At 67.3% G+C, this 20,162-nt stretch carries 15 protein-coding genes and 1 riboswitch; of the genes, 10 read left to right on the top strand and 5 right to left on the bottom strand.

Features of this window, described 5'->3' with window-relative positions:
* The first annotated feature begins 36 nt into the window (after positions 1–36).
* The 6 genes from A5711_RS12705 (at position 37) to A5711_RS12680 (ending at position 8,746) form a co-directional block, all read left to right on the top strand.
* Positions 37–1,380 (top strand): SRPBCC family protein, encoded by a 1,344-nt coding sequence (locus A5711_RS12705; protein ID WP_231972001.1) that lies wholly within the window; start codon positions 37–39, stop codon positions 1,378–1,380.
* Complete coding sequence (locus tag A5711_RS12700) at positions 1,377–2,552, top strand: LLM class flavin-dependent oxidoreductase (RefSeq protein ID WP_067946925.1); 1,176 nt, start codon at positions 1,377–1,379, stop codon at positions 2,550–2,552. Before A5711_RS12705 ends, A5711_RS12700 begins: the two co-directional genes overlap by 4 nt.
* Positions 2,549–4,390 (top strand): NAD(P)/FAD-dependent oxidoreductase, encoded by a 1,842-nt coding sequence (locus A5711_RS12695; protein WP_067946923.1) that lies wholly within the window; start codon positions 2,549–2,551, stop codon positions 4,388–4,390. Before A5711_RS12700 ends, A5711_RS12695 begins: the two co-directional genes overlap by 4 nt.
* The gene (locus tag A5711_RS12690; RefSeq protein WP_067946921.1) at positions 4,390–5,319 is read left to right on the top strand and encodes an SDR family NAD(P)-dependent oxidoreductase; all 930 of its coding nucleotides are present in this window, start codon (positions 4,390–4,392) and stop codon (positions 5,317–5,319) included. Before A5711_RS12695 ends, A5711_RS12690 begins: the two co-directional genes overlap by 1 nt.
* Positions 5,312–6,514, top strand: a complete 1,203-nt coding sequence (locus tag A5711_RS12685; RefSeq protein WP_067946919.1) for a CaiB/BaiF CoA-transferase family protein — start codon at positions 5,312–5,314, stop codon at positions 6,512–6,514. The genes A5711_RS12690 and A5711_RS12685 overlap by 8 nt, the downstream gene beginning before the upstream one ends.
* Before the next feature lie 228 nt (positions 6,515–6,742).
* The gene (locus A5711_RS12680; RefSeq protein WP_067946917.1) at positions 6,743–8,746 is read left to right on the top strand and encodes an acyltransferase family protein; all 2,004 of its coding nucleotides are present in this window, start codon (positions 6,743–6,745) and stop codon (positions 8,744–8,746) included.
* A 4-nt stretch (positions 8,747–8,750) separates the two neighbouring features.
* Here A5711_RS12680 and A5711_RS12675 read toward each other — a convergent pair whose 3' ends face one another.
* On the bottom strand, positions 8,751–9,410 hold the full coding sequence (locus A5711_RS12675) for an O-methyltransferase (RefSeq protein ID WP_067946915.1): 660 nt from the start codon (positions 9,408–9,410) through the stop codon (positions 8,751–8,753).
* Positions 9,411–9,535: 125 nt separating this feature from the next.
* Positions 9,536–9,721: riboswitch (M-box (ykoK) riboswitch) on the top strand.
* A gap of 277 nt (positions 9,722–9,998) precedes the next feature.
* On the opposite strand from A5711_RS12675, the gene A5711_RS12670 reads away from it, so the two are divergent.
* Positions 9,999–10,208, top strand: a complete 210-nt coding sequence (locus A5711_RS12670) for a hypothetical protein (protein ID WP_067946913.1) — start codon at positions 9,999–10,001, stop codon at positions 10,206–10,208.
* A 125-nt stretch (positions 10,209–10,333) separates the two neighbouring features.
* Here the strand turns inward: A5711_RS12670 and A5711_RS12665 are convergent, their stop codons facing one another.
* Positions 10,334–11,278, bottom strand: coding sequence for an NADP-dependent oxidoreductase (locus tag A5711_RS12665; protein WP_067946911.1), 945 nt, complete (start codon positions 11,276–11,278; stop codon positions 10,334–10,336).
* Between the two features lie 129 nt (positions 11,279–11,407).
* Between A5711_RS12665 and A5711_RS12660 the strand changes: the two genes are divergently transcribed.
* Positions 11,408–12,016, top strand: coding sequence for a hypothetical protein (locus tag A5711_RS12660; RefSeq protein WP_067946978.1), 609 nt, complete (start codon positions 11,408–11,410; stop codon positions 12,014–12,016).
* An 11-nt stretch (positions 12,017–12,027) separates the two neighbouring features.
* Here the strand turns inward: A5711_RS12660 and car are convergent, their stop codons facing one another.
* Complete coding sequence (car, locus tag A5711_RS12655; protein WP_082975721.1) at positions 12,028–15,618, bottom strand: carboxylic acid reductase; 3,591 nt, start codon at positions 15,616–15,618, stop codon at positions 12,028–12,030.
* 116 nt (positions 15,619–15,734) lie between these two features.
* Entirely contained in the window at positions 15,735–16,490 is a 756-nt protein-coding gene (locus A5711_RS12650) for a L,D-transpeptidase family protein (RefSeq protein WP_067946909.1), read from the bottom strand.
* A 163-nt stretch (positions 16,491–16,653) separates the two neighbouring features.
* Between A5711_RS12650 and A5711_RS12645 the strand changes: the two genes are divergently transcribed.
* Positions 16,654–17,304 (top strand): cysteine hydrolase family protein, encoded by a 651-nt coding sequence (locus A5711_RS12645; protein ID WP_067946907.1) that lies wholly within the window; start codon positions 16,654–16,656, stop codon positions 17,302–17,304.
* 42 nt (positions 17,305–17,346) lie between these two features.
* Complete coding sequence (locus A5711_RS12640) at positions 17,347–18,279, top strand: LysR family transcriptional regulator (protein ID WP_067946975.1); 933 nt, start codon at positions 17,347–17,349, stop codon at positions 18,277–18,279.
* On the opposite strand, the gene oxc is transcribed toward A5711_RS12640, so the two are convergent.
* A complete protein-coding gene (gene oxc, locus A5711_RS12635; RefSeq protein ID WP_067946905.1) occupies positions 18,263–19,993 on the bottom strand; it encodes an oxalyl-CoA decarboxylase in 1,731 nt (576 codons plus the stop codon). The genes A5711_RS12640 and oxc overlap by 17 nt on opposite strands.
* Positions 19,994–20,162: the final 169 nt, after the last annotated feature.

The following is a 20,162-nucleotide window of genomic DNA, read 5'->3' as shown; positions in this document are numbered from 1 at the left end:
CCGATGGCACAGAACGGCGCGGCCGCGCCCGAGGAGATGACCGAGCCGGTCACGATCCCGGCGGAGGCGTACCTCTCCGAGGAATACCTGCGCGCCGAGCGCGACAAGCTCTGGCGCAAGGTGTGGCAGCAAGTCGGGCGCGTGGAAGACCTGCCCAAGGTCGGCAGCTACCTCACCTACGACATCCTGGACGACTCCGTCGTCGTGATCCGCACCGGACCCGACACGCTCAAGGCGCACCACAACGTGTGCATGCACCGCGGGCGCAGGCTGGTCGACACCCCGGACGGCGCGAGAAACGCTTGCGGCCACAAGAAGTCGTTCGTCTGCGGGTTTCACGGCTGGACCTACGACCAGGACGGCGTCTGCACCCACGTGCCCGAGCGGCAGGACTGGCAGGGCGCCCTGACGCCGGAGAACACCCACCTGGCGCCGGTCAACGTCGACACCTGGGGCGGCTGGGTCTGGATCAACATGGATCCGGCGTGCGAACCGTTGCGGGACTACCTCGAGCCCGCCGCGACCATGCTCGACCCGTTCCGCCTGCAGGACATGCGCTGCAAATGGCGCAAATGGCTGCATTTCGAATGCAATTGGAAGGTCGCGATGGAGGCCTTCAACGAGACCTACCACGTCGCCACCACCCATCCGCAGTTCAACAAATTCGGCAACTTCCGCGGCTGGGCGATGGCGCACGGCAAGCACAGCAACATCGGCTACGACGCGCCCAAGGGGCTCGAAGAGACCAAATCGAAGATCCGCCTGGGAACCGGTGCGGACCCGCGGATCTCGACGGCGGAGATGCAGATCTACACGCTGGAGGAAACCAACGCCACCACCACCAAGACCCTGGTGGAGGCGGCGCGGCGGCTGGTCGACGAGCTGCCCGCGGACACCCCCGCCGGTCGGGTACTCGAGCACTGGCTGTCCTCGGCGCGACGTGACGACGCGGCGCGTGGCGTCGAGTGGCCGACCATCGACCCCGAACACCTGGCCAAGAGTGGTACCGCGTGGCAGATCTTCCCGAACTTCCAGATCGGCCAGGGCCTGACCACGGCGCTGTGCTACAGCGCCCGGCCCTTCGGCTACGACCCCGACAAGTGCATCTTCGAAGCCTCGTGCTACGAGCTCTACCCCAAAGGCGAAGAGCCGCAAACCGAATGGGTGTACGCGCCGCCGGATGACCCGAACTGGCGCAGCGTGCTGCCGCAGGACTTCTCCAACATGGCCGCCGTCCAGAAAGGCATGAAGTCGTACGGCTTCCGCGGCCCCAAGCCCAACCCGTACATGGAACGCAGCACCGCCAACCTGCACCGCAACCTCGCCCGTTACCTGGGCAGCGGTGCCCCGAAGGAACTAGCAACGGAGATGCAACGATGAAGGTCAATCTTGGTTTCGGCGCGCACAACTCCCACGACTGGGAGCGCGTGCTGGCCGAAGACTTCAGCCGGCCGCCGGCCACCCCGGACTGGGAATGCGTCCAGGCGACCCTGGCGATCGCCGACCTGGCCGAGCCGCTCGGGTTCGACGGCATCTGGATGCCCGAGCATTGCGGGACCCCATATGGCATGACGCCCAACCCCATTCAGGCGCTGAGCTATTTCGCCGGCCGCACCGAGCGGGTCGGCCTGGGCACCTTCGTCGTCGTCGCGCCGTGGTGGCATCCCATCCGGCTCGCGCACCAGATCGCCTACCTCGACATCCTGTCCAACGGCCGTTACACCACGATCGGCATCGGTCGAGGCGTCTCGAAGGGAGAGTTCGACGCCGTCGGCGTGCCGCGGGAGGAGAGCAGGCAGCGGTTCAACGAGACCCTCGACATCCTGCAGCTGGCGTTCTCCGGCGATCGGTTCTCCTACGACGGCGAGATCTTCAAGGTCCCCGAAATGTCGCTACGCCCCGAACCGCTCAGCAGCGACCTCTTTTCACGCATCTACAGCTCGTCCTCGACCGCTGAGTCGCTGGAGATCCTGGCCCGCCGCGGCATGGTCCCGCTCTTCGTCGGCAACAAGCCGATCGAGGACGCCGGACGGGAAGTGCAGAAGGTCAACACGTTCCGCAAGGAGGAGGGCCTGCCGCCCTGCCAGCCCAAGAACGTGATGTTCATGTACTGCACCACCGGTGACCCCGCCGCATCCGAGGAGTGGATCTGGACGGCCAACCGCGACGTCACCGTGCACTACGGGTTCGCCGACGCCTCGAACTTCAAGGGCGTCAAGGGTTACGAGGCCTACGCCGCGCGAGAGGCCACCGCGACGGCCGTCCTCGCGTCGTCCGTGACCGGTGACGCCAAGGCCGGCCCGTCGAAGACGCCCGGGTACCACGCGTCGAACCTGCTGATCGGCACGCCGGAGGAGATCTTCAACCGGATCAAGGCGGCCCAGGAGGCGTGCTCGTTCGCGGAGCTGACGATCGTCCCGCAGTTCGGCACCATGCCCTACGCCGAAGCGATGGCCAGCACCGAACTGTTCGCCAAGGAGGTGCTGCCCGCCGTGCAGAAGATGGACGCGCCCCTGCACGCCGCGGCACTGCCGGAGAACGCCCTGGCATGACGAACCCGGATTGCCCGCCATCGCAAACCCCGGACGACGTCGACTTCGAGGCGCTGCGCGAGAAGTACCGCCGGGAGCGCGAGAAGCGGCTGCGCCCGGAAGGATCCAAGCAGTACGTCGAACTGGTCGACGACTTCGCGGGATATTACGAAACCGACCCGCACTCACCGCCGTTGGTGCGAGAGCCGATCTCGGCGGACATCGACGTCGCCGTGATCGGCGGCGGCTTCGGTGGCCTGCTGTGTGGCGCCTACCTGAAGAAGGCGGGCGTCGAAGACGTTCGCATCATCGAGCTGGGTGGCGACTTCGGCGGGGTCTGGTATTGGAACCGATACCCGGGCATTCAGTGCGACAACGAGTCCTATTGCTACGTGCCGCTTCTCGAGGAGCTCAACTTCATCCCGTCGAAGAAGTTCGCCGACGGTGCCGAGATCTACGACCACTGCCGGCGCATCGGCAAGCACTACGGGCTCTACGACTCGGCCATCTTCTCCACCCAGGTCCGCGAGCTGCACTGGGACGAGACCGGCAAGCGGTGGCGGATCAGCACGGACCGCGGCGACGACATCCGGGCCCGCTTCGTCGTGATGGCCTCGGGACCGTTCCACCGGCCCAAGCTGCCCGGCATACCGGGGATCAACGACTTCAAGGGGCACAGCTTTCACTCCTCGCGCTGGGACTACGAGTACACCGGCGGGGACACGTCGGGTGGGTTGGACAAGCTCGCCGACAAACGCGTCGCGGTGGTGGGCACCGGGGCGACGGCGATCCAGGTCGTGCCATTCCTGGGCCGGCACGCCAAGCAGCTGTACGTCTTTCAGCGCACGCCCTCTTCGGTGGGTGCGCGCAACAACGCGCCGACCGATCCGGAGTGGGTGAAGACGCTGAAGCCGGGCTGGCAGAAGGAGCGGCAGCGCAACTTCCACGCCTGGACATTCGAGGGGATGGCGCTGGGCCAGCCGGATCTGGTCTGCGATTTCTGGACCGAGTTGGGCCGCAACACCGCGGCGCGCGTCCTCGCGCTGGCCGATCCCGCCGCGATGACACCGGAACAGTTCATGGCCATCCGTGACGAGGAAGACTTCAAAGTGATGGAGCGGTTGCGGCGCAGGGTCGAGAGTTTGGTCGAGAACCCCGAAACCGCCGAAGCGCTCAAGCCCTACTACCGGTTCCTGTGCAAGCGACCGACCACGAACGACGAATACCTGCAGACCTTCAACCGCCCCAATGTGACCCTGGTCGACGTTTCGGCCAGCAAGGGAGTCGAGCGGGCGACCGCAAAGGGATTGGTGGCCAACGGCATCGAGTACGAGGTCGACTGCATCATCTACGCCAGCGGCTTCGAGATCACGACCGAGATCAGCCGCCGGTACTCCATCGACGCGATCGAAGGCCGCGGCGGGGTGTCGCTCTTCGACTACTGGCGCGACGGGTACAAGACGTTGCACGGGATGACCAGCCGCGGCTTTCCCAACCAGTTCTTCACCGGGTTCACCCAGGTGGGCATCTCCGCGAACATCGCCGCCAACTATGAGTTGCAGGGCGAGCACATTGCCTACCTCATTTCCGAGGCCCTGGCCCGCGGCGCGACCACCGTCGAACCCAGCGAGGCCGCCCAGGACCAATGGTGCCAAACCATCAGGGACACGGCGATCGACACCAGCCAATTCGACTCGGAGTGCACGCCGGGCTATTACAACAACGAAGGTGGCGGCGGAGGCGAGGGTATCCGCTCGCACCTCGGTGAACCGTACGGGCCGGGGTTCTACGCCTTCAGCGACCTGCTGGCCGAATGGCGTGACAGGGGCGACCTGGACGGCCTAGTACTGGGATCGTGATGGCGGAACTGAGATTCGACGATCGGGTGGCGGTGGTGACCGGCGCCGGCCGGGGACTGGGCCGCGAGTACGCGCTGCTGTTGGCGGCCCGCGGCGCCAAGGTCGTGGTCAACGACACGGGCGGCGCGCTGACCGGCGCAGGCGCCGACGCCGGTCCCGCGCATGATGTGGTGAGCGAGATCCGGGCGGCCGGTGGCGACGCGGTCGCGTGCACCGAGTCGGTCACCACGCCGCAGGGCGGCCAGGCGATCATCCAAGCAGCGCTGGACAACTACGGGCGCGTCGACGTCCTGATCCACAACGCCGGCAACGTCCGGCGGGGATCCTTGAAGGAGATGAGCTACGAGGACTTCGACGCCGTCATCGACGTTCATCTGCGGGGCGCCTTCCACGTCGTGCGGCCGGCGTTCCCGCTCATGTGCGACGCCCACTACGGCCGCATCGTGCTGACCTCGTCGATCGGCGGCCTGTATGGCAACCACGGCGTCGCGAACTATGCCGCCGCCAAGGCCGGCCTGCTCGGTCTGTCCAACGTCACCGCGCTGGAAGGCGCGGCCGACGGGGTGTTCTGCAACGTCATCGCGCCGTCGGCGGTGACGAGAATGGCCGAGGGACTGGACATCTCGGCCTATCCGCCGATGGGCACCGAACTGGTCGCGCCCGTGGTGGGCTTGCTGGCGCACGAAAGCTGCCCGGTCAACGGCGAAATCCTGATTGCCATCGCCGGTCGCGTCGCCCGCGCGGTGATCGCCGAGACCCCCGGCGTGCACCGACCGTCGTGGTCGATCGAGGACGTGGCCGAGCAAATCGATGCCATCCGGTATCTGGCTGCGCCACTGGTCTTTCCCGTCGTGCCGGACGGTCACGGCGGCCACATCCGCTACAGCTTCGAAACCGCAGCGCGCAAGGAAGGCGCGCGCAATGCCTAGCGGCGGCGCCGGCCAGCGCGGCGGCCCGCTCGCGGGCGTGCGCGTCGTCGACCTCACCGCGATGGTGATGGGTCCCTACTGCACACAAATCATGGCCGATATGGGTGCCGACGTCATCAAGGTCGAGCCCCCGCAAGGCGACGACACGCGTTATGTGTCGGTCGGGCCGGCCCGGGGCATGGGCGGCGTCTTCGTCAACGTCAACCGCGGAAAGCGGGGGATCACCGTCGACCTGCAGTCGGACTCGGGCAAGGCCGTCCTGCGCGCGCTCATCGAGCGGTCCGACGTCTTCATCCACTCGATGCGCTCCAAAGCGGTTGCCCGGCTCGGGTTCAGCTACGACGAGGTGGCGGCGATCAATCCGGCGATCGTCTACACCAACTGCTACGGCTACAGCCGGCGCGGCCCCAACCGGGACCTGCCCGCCTACGACGACACCATCCAGGCCGCGTGCGGGTTGCCGTTCGTCCAGGAGCAATTGACGGGTGAACCCAATTACGTCGGCACGATCATGGCCGACAAGGTCGCCGGCCTCACCGCGCTCTACGCCACCATGATGGCGTTGTTCCATCGCGAGCGCACCGGCGAGGGACAAGAGGTCGAAGTCGGCATGTTCGAGACGATGGCGTCCTTCATGCTCGTCGAGCACGCCAACGGCGCCATGTTCGATCCGCCCCTGGGCCCCGCGGTGTATCCGCGGACGGTGGCGCCGAACCGGCGGCCGTACCGCACCAGCGACGGCTTCATCGCCGCGCTGATCTACAACGACAAGCATTGGGCCGCCTTCATGGACGCGGTGCGGCCCCCCTGGCAGAGCGATCTGTACGCCACACTCGAGCGGCGCGCGCGCCAGATCGACGCCGTGTACGCGCTGCTGGCCGAAACGATGGCGCAGCGGACGACGCAGGAGTGGCTGGATCTGTTCCGCGAACTCGAGATCCCGGCCGCGTCGCTGTCCAGCCCGGCGACCCTGTTCGACGACGAGCATCTCGACGCCATCGGCTTTTTCGAGACCGTGCCCACGCCGCACGGCCCGGTGCGGTTCCCCGGTGTGCCGACCTGGTTCTCCCGCACGCCGGGCCGCGTCGCCGGGCCGGCCCCGGAGCTCGGCGGGGACACCGACGAGGTGCTCGAAGAGCTCGGGCTGGCCCTCGTCGACGTGAACGCCGACGTGAAACCGGCCGGGCCCGTATAACACGCCCGGCACCGGCGAAAAGCGAAGCGGGTCTTCGCGTGTCTCCGGTCGATCCGGCCGCATCGCCTTTAAGCTGGCTCCGATCAAGAGGAGGGGCAGCGACGTATCGGCATCAACTATGGCGCCGGGCGACATGGTGGTCAGGGCGCGCTAACCGCGAGCGCTGAGCCGGGCGGGACCCATCCCGCGCCGGCCCGTCGTGCTCGGCAGGCTCGCTGGGTCGCTCCCGTGCGCAGGGCCGGTCGGCTGGCGATCTGGGACAAGCCGGAGCGGCGCAGCGGCATTCCCGCACTCGATGGGCTACGCGCGATAGCGGTTGCGCTGGTGCTGGTCGGGCACGGCGGCATCCCCGGTGTGAGTGGCGGATTCATCGGCGTCGACGTCTTCTTCGTGCTCAGCGGGTTCCTGATCACCTCGCTGCTTTTGGACGAGCTGGGACGCACCGGCCGTATTGAGCTGACCGGCTTCTGGATTCGCCGTGCGCGCCGGTTGCTGCCGGCCCTGATGTTGATGGTCCTCACGGTGGCGGCGGCCCGCCAGCTGCTGCCCGATCGGTCCCTCACCGGCCTGCGCGACGACGCGATCGCGGCTTTCGTGTGGATGGCGAACTGGCGGTTCGTCGCCCAGAAGACCGACTACTTCACGCAGGGTGCCCCGCCCTCGCCGCTGCAGCACACCTGGTCACTCGGGGTCGAGGAGCAGTACTACTTCGTCTGGCCGGTGCTGCTGATCGCGGTGACGCTGCTGCTGGCCGCGCGAGCCAGGCGCCGCTCCACCCGGGCCACCGTGGGCGGGGTCCGCTTCGCCACGTTCGTCATCGCCACCGCGGGGGCGCTGGCTTCGGCCGCCGTAGCCATCGTGATGGTGTCCGACGACACGCGCGACCGTGTCTATTTCGGCACCGACACCCGCGCGCAGGCGCTGCTGACCGGGGCCGCGGCGGCGGCCCTGCTGGTGCGCGACTGGCCGTCACTGAACCGGGGCTGGTGCCTGATCCGGACCCGGTGGGCTCGGCGGGTCGCCCGTGTTCTGCCGCTCGCCGGCCTGGCGGGCCTGGCGGCGGCGACGCACTACGCCACCGGCACTAGCGGCGAGTTCCGCCATGGTCTGCTCATCGGGGTCGCGATCGCCGCCGTCCTCGTGGTGGCGCCGGTGGCGCTGGAGCAGCGGGGATGGGTCGCCCGCTTCCTGGCCGCGCCACCCCTGGTGTGGCTGGGCACCATCTCCTACGGCGTGTATCTGTGGCACTGGCCGATCTTCCTGGCGCTCAACGGCGAACGCACCGGGTGGAGCGGGCTGCCATTGTTCGCCGCCCGGTGCGGCGCGACGGTGGTGCTGGCCGCGGCATCCTGGTGGCTGATCGAGCAACCCATCCGGCGCTGGCGGCCGGCGCGGACGACGCGGTGGCCGCTGGCGGCCGCGGCCGTTGCCAGCGCCGCCGCGGTGACCCTGCTCGTCGTCCCGGTGGGGACCGGGCCCGGCCTGCGTGAGGCCGGCCTCCCACCGGGGGTCTCGGCCGTCGCCGCGGTGTCCCCGTCCCCGCCGGGTGGCAGCCGCCCGGCCGGTCCCCGGGATCCCAACCGGCCGTTCACCGTTTCGGTGTTCGGCGATTCGATCGGGTGGACGTGGATGCACTACCTGCCACCCACACCGGGATTCGCGTTTCTCGACCACACCGTCATCGGCTGCAGCCTGGTGCGCGGCACGCCGTATCGCTACATCGGCCAAACCCTGGAGCAGAGAGCCGAATGCGACGGCTGGCCGATCCGATGGTCAAAGCAGGTCGCCCAGGACCAGCCCGACGTCGCGCTGCTGATCGTCGGCCGCTGGGAAACCGTCGACCGCGTCAACGAGGGGCAATGGACCCACATCGGCGACCCCACCTTCGACGCGTACCTCAACGCCGAGCTGGACCGGGCGCTGAACATCGTCAGCTCCACCGGCGTTCGGGTGGTGGTCGCCACCGTGCCGTACAGCAGGGGCGGCGAAAAGCCGGACGGCCGGCTGTATCCGGAAGACCAGCCCGACCGGGTGAACCTGTGGAACACCATGCTGCGCAAGACGGTCAGCCACCATCCGAACGTGCAAATCCTGGACCTCAACAAAAAGCTTTGTCCGGACGGGGTTTACACCGCCAAGGTCGACGGCATCAAGGTTCGCAGCGACGGCGTGCACCTCACCCCCGAAGGGGTGAAGTGGTTGACGCCGTGGCTCGAGGAATCCCTGCGATAGGGCCTTAATCGCCGGTGCGGCAGCTGATTTCCATGCTGTCGCTGTCCCGGACCGCGAAGTTGAAACTGACGTAACCGTTCGCGGGATTGCGCACCCGATCCAGGTACGGCTGGGTGTCCGCGGCGCTGGTGTTGTCGGCGACCACCAACGCCCCCGTCGACAGGCGCGGTTCGAGCAGCTCGATCACCGGCAGATACAGGTCCTTCCAACCGTCCAGCAAGACAAAGTCAATCGGCCCGTCCAGACCGGCCAGCGTGCTCAGCGCGTCCCCTTCCAGGATGGTGATCACATCGTCCAGGCCGGTTTCGGCGAACGTCCGCCGCGCGGCGGCGATCTTGGTGTCGTTGAGCTCGGTCGTCACCACCCGCCCGGTGCCGTTGTCCCGCACGGCGGACGCCAGATGCAGCGCGGAGATGCCGAACGACATCCCGAACTCGACGACCGTCGCCGGACGGGTCGCGCGCACCAGGGCGTAGAGCAGCCGGCCCGCTTCAGGCGTGACCGGAATGTAGAACTCGCTCATCGCGTCGGCGCGCTCCTGCGCCGTCATCGGCCGGTCGAAGTCGCCATGCCGCTGACGTAACAGCGACATCTGGTTCTTCGCTTCGGTATACATGCGGTCGAGCACGCTCGCGACCTTCGGATCTTGCAGAGTGTTGGCCATGCTGTCGAGGGTAGGCGCCGGCGGCGGGTGACCGGCCGCGCGCGACTCGAAGCGGCGGTGAGCTGCCGTAACGGATATGTCAATCAGTTTGACGGGTCCTGGACCGCGGTGTAGAAAGGGTTTCGCAAGCACCTCGGTAGGTGAGGCGTCTGCATGGACACAGGCCACTGACCCCGAACGTCGAGAGACGCCCCGGGTCAGGACAGCTCTTCCCGGACCCAAGGGTTGAGCCCAAGTGGCTTCCGGACTGACCGTTGGTTAAGTCTCGGATACGCCGTGCAGTGCCGAAGCTCCGACGAGAGGGGTGCATCGGCCGGCACGTCGCCGGCATTCGTGCCTCTCGCGTTTCAGGTGAAATGTGACACCCGCGTGTGTCGTGGCCGTGAGGAGGTGAGGGCGAGATGAGCGAGACCAGTCCAAGCGATAGTCCGTATCCCAATTCCGTCTTGTCCCGATCCGGTTCCGGCATTTCCTCTGCCGCTTGAGCTTTCACGGTGTTTCAGTGATTCGCGCGCAATGTGTGCCCGCGAGTCGCCCCTGACCCGCGCCATGAGCTGAACCGATCGGGCCTCCACAAAGGAGAAGATCATGGCTTTTGTTGTCACACACCGCGTTGCCGGCCGGACCGGTGGGCGCGGACGGGCGTTGCTGCGCTCGGCGCGGTTGTTGGCCGGCAAGGTACACGCGCGGACCACCCTGACTCCGCAGGAGCGGGCCAACCTCTACGTGTCACGGATGCCGATCGCCGTCGTCACCGCATCGCTGGGCGGGCACGCCTCGACCGGCGACCGGCGGTGACGGATTCCACCAGAACACCATGACGCCCGTGTTTCCCCGGGGCCGTCGCATCGGGCGGGCACGGGCCTCGTGGGCGCACGTGGCGGCGGATTCCGGGCCCCGCTTACCGGGCGGGCCGGGCCGCCTCACTGTGAAACATTGGGCAGCAGAACGATTTTGCCGCGAGTGTGGCGCTTTTCCAATTGCTCGTAGGCGTCGGCGACTCGATCCAGCGGATAGGTGGCGGCGATCTCGAAATCGATGGCGCCGCTGACGACGAGGCCGGCCATCTCGGCCAGCACCTCCGGCGTCGACGCTTCGGCGCTGCCTTCGGTTTTGGCGCCGACTTCACCGGCCTTTTGGAACGAGATGATGGTGTCGATTCGTTCGGGTGCGACACCGAGGTCGACGGCGAGCTGCACGTAGTCGGGCCCGAACAGGTCGATGAATGCGTCGATGCCGGTGGGCGCCGCCTCGCGCAGCCGATCGGCCAGGCCGTCGCCATAGGGGATCGGGGTGGCGCCATGAGCCCGCAGCCAGTCGGCGTTGCCGGGTCCGGCGATGCCGAGCACGCGCGCCTTGCGCAGGGCCAGCAGTTGTACGACGAGGCTGCCCACTCCGCCCGCCGCCGCCGAGACGGCCACGGTCTCACCCGGTTGCGGCGCCACCGCTCGGACGGCCGCGTACGCGGTCACGCCGACCACATAGAGCGAACCCGCGATCTCCCAACTGAGTTGGGCCGGTTTGCGAATCAGCTGGCCGGCCGGCACCGCGGCATGGGTCGCGTGGCTGGAGCGGCGCAAGCTGAACCCCAAAACCTCGTCGCCGACCGCGAATTCGGTTACCCCGGGGCCCAGCGTGGTCACCACGCCGGCGAGGTCGCTGCCCTCGCCGGAGGGAAACGTCGCGGGAAACATCTCGTGTATCGCCCCGGCTCGGATGGCGGCCTCACCGGGGTTGATCCCGGCGGCGCGGATCTCGACGATCACCTCACCGGGCGCGGGGGTTGGCATGTCGATGTCCGCCACGTACAACACCTCGCGGCCGCCGTACCGGTCGAACCGAACGGCGCGCGCAGTCGCAGCCGTCATCTCGATCTCCTCCCCGCAGCGCTCATGACCTCCCACGCCAGCATAGGCACTGGAAAATGGGTATCCAGTTTCCGGCGTGGGTCGCGCATGCGCGAATGCGCCGCCGGCCAGAACGCGGAAGGAACGCCCATGAAGGTTGCTCGGATCTCCGGTGTCGGGTGGGCGCTCGCCGCCGTAGTGGCTGGCGCGGCGCTCGCCGGCTGCGGTGGCAGCAACAACGCGTCCCCGACCGATTCGAGTTCCGCCGCACGCTCCACCGGTTCCAGCGTGGCCAGTCCGTCGCCAGGGCAACCCACGGATTACAGCACACTACTGATCAAGCCGACCGACATCGGCGGCGATCTCACCGCGCCGCAGCCGCCGGTGCTGAACCCCAACAATGCGCCCGGGGTGGCGCAGCTGTTCGCGAGCGCCGACAACAGCCGGCGGATCGGCGACAGCATCCTGGTCGTCGCCGACCCCGCGACGGCCGCGGCCGGAATCGACAGGACCAGGGCCAATTACGCGGGCAAGATCAACGGCACGTGGCGGCCGATAGACGTCGGCTCCAACGGGACCATGATCTCCGGCACGTCGCCCGACAACGGGCAAGCGGTGACGGTGTTGCTGTTCAGCGAGGGCAAGGCGCTGGTCAATCTCGAATTCCACAGCACACCTGGCGATCCGATCGATCCGGACATGGCCGCCGACATCGGGCGCAAGCAGGATGCCGCCATCAAGAAAGGTCTGCCCGGGTAGGCCCGCCGCGGCTACAGCAGGCCGAGCAACCGCAGATCGAAAACGTACTTGGCGATCAGGTCCGCCGACAGATGCGGAATGTCTTTGTCCGCACCGAGTTTGGCGGCTTGGACAGCTCTCCGGAACCCCTCGGTCGGGGCCGGCGCGCCGCGCAGCGGTTTCTCCGGCCTCCGGTAAGCGTCCAGCAACGGCAGGACGGACTGTTGGCGCTGCTTGTCCGGTAGGGCCCGAAGCGCGGTGCCGAAGCGGGCGAGCCACTCGTCGTAGTTGTCGATGCGCCGGATGTCGTGACGGTCGGCGATCAGCCAGTCCACGAACACGTCCAGGGAGATTCCGTCGTCGTGCGGATTCATCACGTCATAGGACCGAAACACCCCGGCAGATCCCGTGTCGTCGGCGGCGGTCGCGATCTGCTCACCGAGCGCGGTCACCGCCTCGGCCACGAAGTCGGCGGGCAGCCCGTCGTAATGTGCGACGGGCCGGCCACCGGTGTCGGTGGTTTCGTAGAACGACGACGGCGCGATGCCGGTGACGAGCAGGCTGAAGATCAACCGCGTAAAGGCATCGGGCACGTTCAGCTGTCCGGCGTAGCGGCTGTGGGCGAGGATCATGTCGGACCGGAACACGGCGACGGGCAGTTCGCACAGGTCGTGTGCCTCGCGCAGCAGTACCTCGCCCGCCCACTTGCTGTTGGCGTACCCGTTGGCGTAGCTGGCCTCGACCGGCCGGACCGGGCTGATCGTGCGGATGTCGCCGTCCTCTTCGAAGTCGGCCGGATCGACGGACATGGCCACGGCAACGGTTGACAGGTAGGTCACCGGTTTGATGCGGGTGGTGATCGCCATGCGGATAACTTCGGCGGTGCCAACGACATTCGGCCCGAACAGCTGCTCGTAGGGTAGGACGTGATTGACCAGCGCCGCCGGGTGGACGATCAAGTCCACGGTGCGGGCCAGCCGGTCCCACGTCGCCTGGTCCAGCCCCAGGTTCGGCTCACCGATATCGCCGGCGATCACCTCGAGATGATCGGCCGCGAGCTCGCGGAAGCGTTCGACCAGATGCGGATCTCCGCTGCGGTAGACATCCTCCAGTCGCTTGGCGGCGGCCGCGGCGTCGGTGCCCCGCACGATGCAGACCAATGTTCCGCCCGTCTCGGCGAGCCGCTCCATCCATTCCAGGCAGAGGAAGCGGCCCAGATATCCGTTGGCGCCGGTCAACAGGACAGTGTGCGGCGTGCCGGTGGCTCGCGGCAGGGCCGGGGCGTCGGACAATGTTCTCGTGTCGATGAACTTGTCAAGTGTGAGGTCGGCGGCGCGGACCTCGGTGGCATCCCGCCCGTGCACCGACCCGAATGTCGTCCGCCCGGATCCCGTTCGGCGTTCGGCCTCAACGTATTCCGCGAGCCGGCCTAAATCGGTGGCCGGGCCGATGATCATGCCCACCGGCACCTCGACGTCGAAGATGTCCTGCAGCAGGTTGGAGAAGGTCAAGGCCGACAGGGAATCTCCGCCGAGTTCGATGAACAGCGCATCGGGTTCGGGTGGGCCGCCGGCCAGGCCGAGCAGCGCTTCGGCGGCGCGAACGAGCGTGTCGATGACCGGGCGGTCGGCCGCGCCCTCGCGCAGCGCCCGCAGCTCGGTCACCCGGTTGGCGGCCAGGTCCGCATACAACTGCTCGAGCCGCTCGCCGTAGTGCTCTTTGAGTTTCGGCCTGAGCAGCTTGCCCACGCCGGACAGCAGCCCGTTGTCCTCGCTGAACGGCTCAGCCTCGACGAGAAAGTCGACAGGCACCTCGTAGGACTGCAGCTCGGCGAGTCTGCCTGACTGGCGCAGTGATTCGTGCAGGGCGGCCTTGAGCCCGTCGGGGTCACCGGTGAACCTGTCCAGCGCGTCGGCGGTCGCTACCACCACGGCCAACAGATACGGGCGTTCGCTGTTGCCGTAGACGAAGATCTGGCGGACCAGGGCCGCGCTGCTGAAGACGGCCTCCAGGCGGGCGACGGCGACGAATTCGCCTTGGGCGAGCTTCAATACGTTGTTGCGACGGTCGACGTACGCGAGCCGGCCGGGCTCCAGCTCGGCCATCACGTCCCCGGTCCGGTAGTAGCCTTGTTCGTCGAAGGCGTTGGCGGTGACGTCCGGACGCTTGAAGTATCCGGGCGTGGCGGTGAGCGATTTGACCAGCAGCTCGCCGCGCGGAAAAGGCTTGTCGGTAAGGAAATAACCCAGCTCGGGAACGTCGATGAGCTTGTACCCCAGAACCGGCGGCGCGGCGATCCGGCCATCCTTGGTCACCATCCCGACCTCGGTCAGGCCGTAGCCGTCGAGGACGTGCACGTCCAGGCAGCTCTCCACGAACCCGCGCATCTCCGCCGCAAGCGGCGCGGTGCCGCAGAACGCGGTGATGATGCGGCCGCCCAAGACCTGCTCGCGCAACTCGACCTGCGCCTCGGCCTCGGCGGATGCCCGGTCGGTTCCCTGGAAGACCCGCCGGTCGACGGCGCTTTGGTAGCGCTGGTACAGCATCTCCGCCACCCGCGGCACCAACCCCATTTCGGTGGGGCGCACCAGGTTCCAGTCTTCGAACAGCGTGGAGAGGTCACTTTCGGGCACGAAGTAACTGGTGCCGCCCGCTTGGAACGCGGTCGACAGCGGTATCCGGCCACCGAGGTGGTTGAGCGGCATGAAGTTGACGTTGATCACCGGGGTGTCCGCGAAGTCGGGCATCAACTCGTTGGTCCACAGCTTGCACAGCATGCGCTCGGTGTACATGGCACCCTTGGGCAGTCCGGTGCTGCCCGATGTATACATGATCATGGCCAGGCGCTGGTCGGTGTCGCCGGTATACGCGGGCTCGGGCGGCAGGCCGCGACCTCGTTCGATCAACTCGTCGAACGTCTCGATCCTCACCGCCATCCCCGCCGCGGACAGCTTCGCGCGGGCGCGCTCCAAAGCCTGGCGCTGATCGTCGATTTGGGGGGAGTAGTCGAAAACCACCAAGCGCCGCAACGACGTGCTGCCCAGCGCCGCCTCGACGGCCAAGTCCAGGTAGCCGGCGCCCGCCGCGAGCACCCGCGGCTCGACCTCGGCGACGATCGGTTGCAACCGTGATGCCGCCGCGTTGTGCTGCAGCGGCACCGCAACCAGGCCGAGGTAGGCGCACACCAGATCGAGGGTCAGGTACTCCGCACTGGCGAAACCCACTGTGGCGACGAAGTCTTGAGGCGTCACCGGATCGGCCGCGTCGTGCCGCCAGGCGCTGGCGATCGCACCCACGTTGGCCCACAGGTCGCGGTAGCTGAGGGTGTCGAACCGGGGGAGTAACTGCGCGGTGGTGCGGCCGGTTGCGGGATCGGTGACCAGCGACCGCGCTCGCCAACCCAGCGCCGGGCGGTCGGCATAGCCGTCGACGAAGGTCCGCAGGATCTGTGTCAGGCGAAGCTCCGGTTCGCGCGCCGCTCGTTGCAGTGCCGGATTCGGTTTCGTGCTGCGGAACTGTTCGTCCGTCGCGTCCAGTTGGCGAATGCGGTTGTCAACCCGCTCCCGCGCCGGGCTGATCGAACCCGCGACGGTGGATTCTTGTTGTTCCGCATCACCGGTCATGGCCAGCCTCCCGTTCGATCCTCGTCTAGCGGGAACCCACCGTCACGGGCCAGTCTTCCGTTCGATGGCTGTGACGGTTGTCACACTGGCCCGAAGCCGAGGGCGCGGGCACGCACCTACGCGACGACCTGGATGGGGTCGCCCACATTCACCTGGTTGAAATACCAGGCGGCATTATCGGGACTGAGGTTGATGCAGCCATGACTGACGTTGGCGTAACCCTGTGAGTCAACCGACCAGGGCGCCGAGTGCACGTAGACGCCGCTCCACGTGACGCGAACCGCATATGAGGCGGTGATCTTGTACCCCTCGGGCGAGCTCAGCGGGATGCCGATGGTGCGCGAGTCCATGACCACGGTGCGCTGCTTTTCCAGGGCGGTGAAGTTGCCGATGGGTGTGGGCCGGCTGGGCTTACCCATCGACGCGGGCATGGTGCGCAGCACTTCTCCGTTCCGGCTGACGGTGAAGGTGTGACCGGAGATGCTGGCAACACCGAGTAATGCGTCACCGGTGTCGAATCCCGTGGTCAGTGCCTGAATGCCCACCGAGACGTGGGTGTGGGCGGGCCAGTACCGGTTCGGCACCCACTGCACGACGTTGTTCTCGACCCACTCGAAGTGTCCGGGCGTGTTGCTCGGCGACGCGACGTGGATCGACCGCTCGGCGGCGCCTCGATCCCTGATCGGTGCCATGAACGTCACCACCACTGGGTGCGCCACCCCCACGACCGCGCCGTTAGCCGGCAAAACCGAGGCAACGGCGGGAACCGGCTGGGGAAGTGGGATCGCCGCCACTGCGCGGGCGCCGCTTCCCAGCGTGCATGTGGTCGTGATCGCCACCATAACGGATAGATAACGAACCGCTCGACGCATGGTGCATACCCTTCGCGATGGTGCAATCAACACAACGATATTCTACTGGCGGACCGGCTATTGAGGTTTTCAGCAAACATGGTTGGTTCGCCTGATGTGGCGGTTACGAGCCGACCACCGGCTGAGCTGGACTCCGTCGGGGCGGGATCGGGAGGGGGCGAGCATGGTCGTTGACGACCCTTACACGCGCCCGATTGCGGATTCCGCAGCGTTGGTGCTGATCGACGTGCAGCGTGATTTCTATGCCGGCGATGCCCCGATGCGGGTTGACGGGACCAGTGCGGCGATTCCGGCGATGGCAAAGCTGGCGGAAGCGTTCCGTCGGCGCGGGTTACCGATCGTGCATGTGGTCCGGCTATACCGGCCGGACGGGTCGAACGCCGACCCGGTTCGCCGTCGATCGATAGAGGGAGGCGCGCGATTCGCCGAACCGGGCAGCGCCGGTTCGCAAATCGCCGCCGAGTTGCTGCCCAAGGCCGTCGAGTTGGACCACGAATTGCTGTTGGCCGGTGGATTCCAAGAGGTCGGTCCGGCCGAGCATGTGATGTACAAATCGAGGTGGGGGGCCTTCTACGGCACGGGTCTCGAACAGCATCTACGCGAAAGTGGCAGCGACACACTGGTTTTTGCGGGTTGCAATTTCCCGAACTGTCCTCGGACGTCGATTTACGAGGCCTCCGAACGAGACTTCAGAACGGTCCTGGTGTCCGATGCGATCTCGGGCTTGTATGACCGCGGTGCCGAAGAGTGCCGTGCCATCGGAGTGCATGTGCTGGAGCTGTCGGAGACGCTGGACTGGCTGGCGTGCCGGTGAAGGGTTAGCCTCAGCAAAAATCCCGCGGCAGAGGAGGTGCGGGTGCTCTTCCGTCAGCTGGAGTACTTCGTCGCGGTCGCGCAAGAGCGCCACTTCGCCCGCGCGGCCGAGAAGTGCTTCGTATCGCAACCCGCGCTGTCCGCCGCGATCGCCAAGCTGGAACGGGAACTGAACGTCACGCTGATCAATCGCGGGCACAGCTTCGAGGGCCTCACGCCCGAGGGTGAGCGGTTGGTGGTGTGGGCGAAGCGGATTCTCGCCGAGCACGATGCCTTCAAGTCTGAGGTGCACGCGGTGCGGTCGGGCATCACCGGCATGCTGAGGCTGGGCACGGTCCCCACCGCGTCGACGACTGCGTCCCTGGTGCTCTCGGCGTTCTGTTCGGCGCACCCGTTGGCGAAGGTGCACATCCTGTCCCGGCTGTCCGGCACCGAACTGTACCGGCGGCTAAGGGAATTCGAACTGGATGCCGCGATCGTGCACGCGGCGCCCGACGAGGACCACGGGGTGAACCTGGTGCCGCTGTATGAGGAGCACTATGTGTTGTTGTCGCCCGCGGACATGCTGGGATCCGCCGCTTCGACGATGACTTGGCCGGAGGCCGCGCAGTTGCCGCTGGCGTTGCTCACGCCCGAGATGCGGGACCGCCAGATCATCGACAAGGCCTTCGCCAACCACGCCATCGAAGTGGCCCCGCAGGTCGAAACCGACTCCGTCGCTTCGCTGTTCGCTCAGGTTGCCGCGGGGAATTGGGCATGCATCGTGCCGCACACCTGGTTGTGGACGTCGCCACTGGGGCGAGAAGTCCGCGCGGTCCAGATGGTCGACCCGGTGCTCAAGGCCGACGTCGCGCTGGCCACCAATTCCGCTGGCCCGGGGTCACCGATCGCCCGCGCGCTCGCCGCCTCGGCGGCGCAACTGTCGCTGCACGAGTTCTTCGACGCGCAGTTGTCGCGAATCACCCACCAGCGCTGACCGCCTTACTGGTCGGGTTCAGGCTCGCCAGATGCCCGCTTTCCACCCCGGCCGCCGGGTCGAGCTCGCAGTCGATGATCGACGGCTCCCGGGAGCCGATCGACTCGGACAGCGCCGATCGCAGCTCCTCCGGGGTGGTGACGTGATATCCCTTGCCGCCGAATGCTTCCGCGATCAGCTCGTGACGCGCCCGCGCATTGAGCACGGTGGGCGCCGGATCCGACCCGGTGGCTACTTCATCGCCCCGGTAGACACCGCCGTTGTTGAGAATGACGACGGTCACCGGAAGCCGGTAGCGGCAGATGGTCTCGACTTCCATGCCGCTGAAGCCGAATGCGCTGTCACCCTCGACCGCGACCACAGGGTCGCCGGTCTCGACGGCGGCCGCGATGGCGTAACCCATGCCGATGCCCATGACGCCCCAGGTTCCCGTGTCCAGCCGGTGCCGCGGCACCTCCATGCCGATGACGTTGCGGGCCAGATCCAGCGCGTTGGCTCCCTCGTTGACGAGGTAGGCGTCCGGGTTCTCCTGCAGGACGGCGCGGATCGCGCCGAGCGCATTGTAAAAGCGCATGGGATGCGGGTTTTCGCCCAGGTGTTCGCGCATCTTGGCGTCGTTGCGGGCGGTGCGCTCGGCCAACTCCTTGGCCCATTCCGCGGGCACCGTGACGGGGTGGGCGGCCAGGCCGTCACGCAGCGCCGACATCACCGAGCCGATGTCGCCGACCACGGGCGCGGCGATCGGCTGATTGCTGTCGAACTCCGACGGCGCGATATCGACCTGCACGAACTTGGCGTCGGCGGACCATTGCGGCGAGTCCCCGTGGCCGAGTAGCCAGTTCAGCCGGGCGCCGACCAGCAACACGACGTCGGCGCGCGCGACCGCGAGCGACCGCGCGGCTGCGGCCGACTGCGGATGGGAGTCCGGCAGCAGCCCCTTGGCCATCGACATCGGCAGGAACGGAATGCCGCTCGCCTCGACGAACTCGCGAATCATGTTGTCGGCCCGGGCATATGCCGCACCCTTGCCGAGCACGATCAAGGGTCGCCGCGCCTGTGCCAGCATCCGCAGCGCGCGATCGACCGCGTCGGGCGCCGGCAGCTGCCGGGGCGCGGGGTCGACGATCCGCCAGACCGTCTCCGCACCGGCCGCCGCGTCCATGGCTTGCCCCAACACCTCGCCGGGGATGTCGAGGTAAACGCCACCGGGCCGGCCGGAGATCGCGGTGCGGATGGCACGCGCGACGCCGCGCCCGATGTCCTCGACCCGGCTGATCCGGTAGGCCGCCTTCGCGAACGGCCTTGCGGCGTTGAGTTGGTCGATGTCCTGGTAGTCACCGCGTTGCAAGTCGACCAGCGCCCGATTGCTGGAACCCGAGATCTGGATCATCGGGAAGCAGTTCGCCGTGGCGTTGGCGAGGGCCGGCAACCCGTTGAGGAAACCGGGCCCCGATGTCGTAAGGCACACACCGGGTCGGCCGGTCAGGAATCCGGCGGCGGCGGCGGCATTGCCGGCCGAAGTCTCCTGCCGGAAGCCGATGTAGCGGATTCCCGACGCCTGCGCGACGCGGGCGAGGTCGGTGACCGGGATGCCGACGATCCCGTAGATGGTCTCCACGTCGTTGGCCTTGAGCGCTTCCACCACCAGGTGGAAGCCGTCGATCAGGCGCGTGGACTCGTGCCCCTGGCCGGGAGATGCCGAAACTGCGGTCATGGTGCCGACTCCTCGTGTGTGGTCGGAGGTTGGGTAAAGCCTCAGCCATACTGTGGCGCGGCCGCCCGGCGGGTGTCCAAGACCGAGCCGCTATGCAGCGATTCACGCCGTCTATCGCCGCTGGCCAGCCGGGTTCCCAGCGTCGATAGCCAACGGTTATCGGTCGTGA

It is taken from the genome of Mycobacterium sp. E2238, from assembly GCF_001672665.1.
GTDB lineage: Bacteria > Actinomycetota > Actinomycetes > Mycobacteriales > Mycobacteriaceae > Mycobacterium.
Note: the sequence above shows the minus strand (reverse complement) of the source record. Positions and strands in the feature narration are given on the sequence as shown.

Coding starts and splice junctions, on each gene's coding strand:
- A5711_RS12705 (WP_231972001.1), top strand. CDS start 37: ATGACCGAGCCGGTCACGATCCCGGCGGAGGCGTACCTCTCCGAGGAA.
- A5711_RS12700 (WP_067946925.1), top strand. CDS start 1,377: ATGAAGGTCAATCTTGGTTTCGGCGCGCACAACTCCCACGACTGGGAG.
- A5711_RS12695 (WP_067946923.1), top strand. CDS start 2,549: ATGACGAACCCGGATTGCCCGCCATCGCAAACCCCGGACGACGTCGAC.
- A5711_RS12690 (WP_067946921.1), top strand. CDS start 4,390: ATGGCGGAACTGAGATTCGACGATCGGGTGGCGGTGGTGACCGGCGCC.
- A5711_RS12685 (WP_067946919.1), top strand. CDS start 5,312: ATGCCTAGCGGCGGCGCCGGCCAGCGCGGCGGCCCGCTCGCGGGCGTG.
- A5711_RS12675 (WP_067946915.1), bottom strand. CDS start 9,410: ATGGCCAACACTCTGCAAGATCCGAAGGTCGCGAGCGTGCTCGACCGC.
- A5711_RS12670 (WP_067946913.1), top strand. CDS start 9,999: ATGGCTTTTGTTGTCACACACCGCGTTGCCGGCCGGACCGGTGGGCGC.
- A5711_RS12665 (WP_067946911.1), bottom strand. CDS start 11,278: ATGACGGCTGCGACTGCGCGCGCCGTTCGGTTCGACCGGTACGGCGGC.
- A5711_RS12660 (WP_067946978.1), top strand. CDS start 11,408: ATGAAGGTTGCTCGGATCTCCGGTGTCGGGTGGGCGCTCGCCGCCGTA.
- car (WP_082975721.1), bottom strand. CDS start 15,618: ATGACCGGTGATGCGGAACAACAAGAATCCACCGTCGCGGGTTCGATC.
- A5711_RS12650 (WP_067946909.1), bottom strand. CDS start 16,490: ATGCGTCGAGCGGTTCGTTATCTATCCGTTATGGTGGCGATCACGACC.
- A5711_RS12645 (WP_067946907.1), top strand. CDS start 16,654: ATGGTCGTTGACGACCCTTACACGCGCCCGATTGCGGATTCCGCAGCG.
- oxc (WP_067946905.1), bottom strand. CDS start 19,993: ATGACCGCAGTTTCGGCATCTCCCGGCCAGGGGCACGAGTCCACGCGC.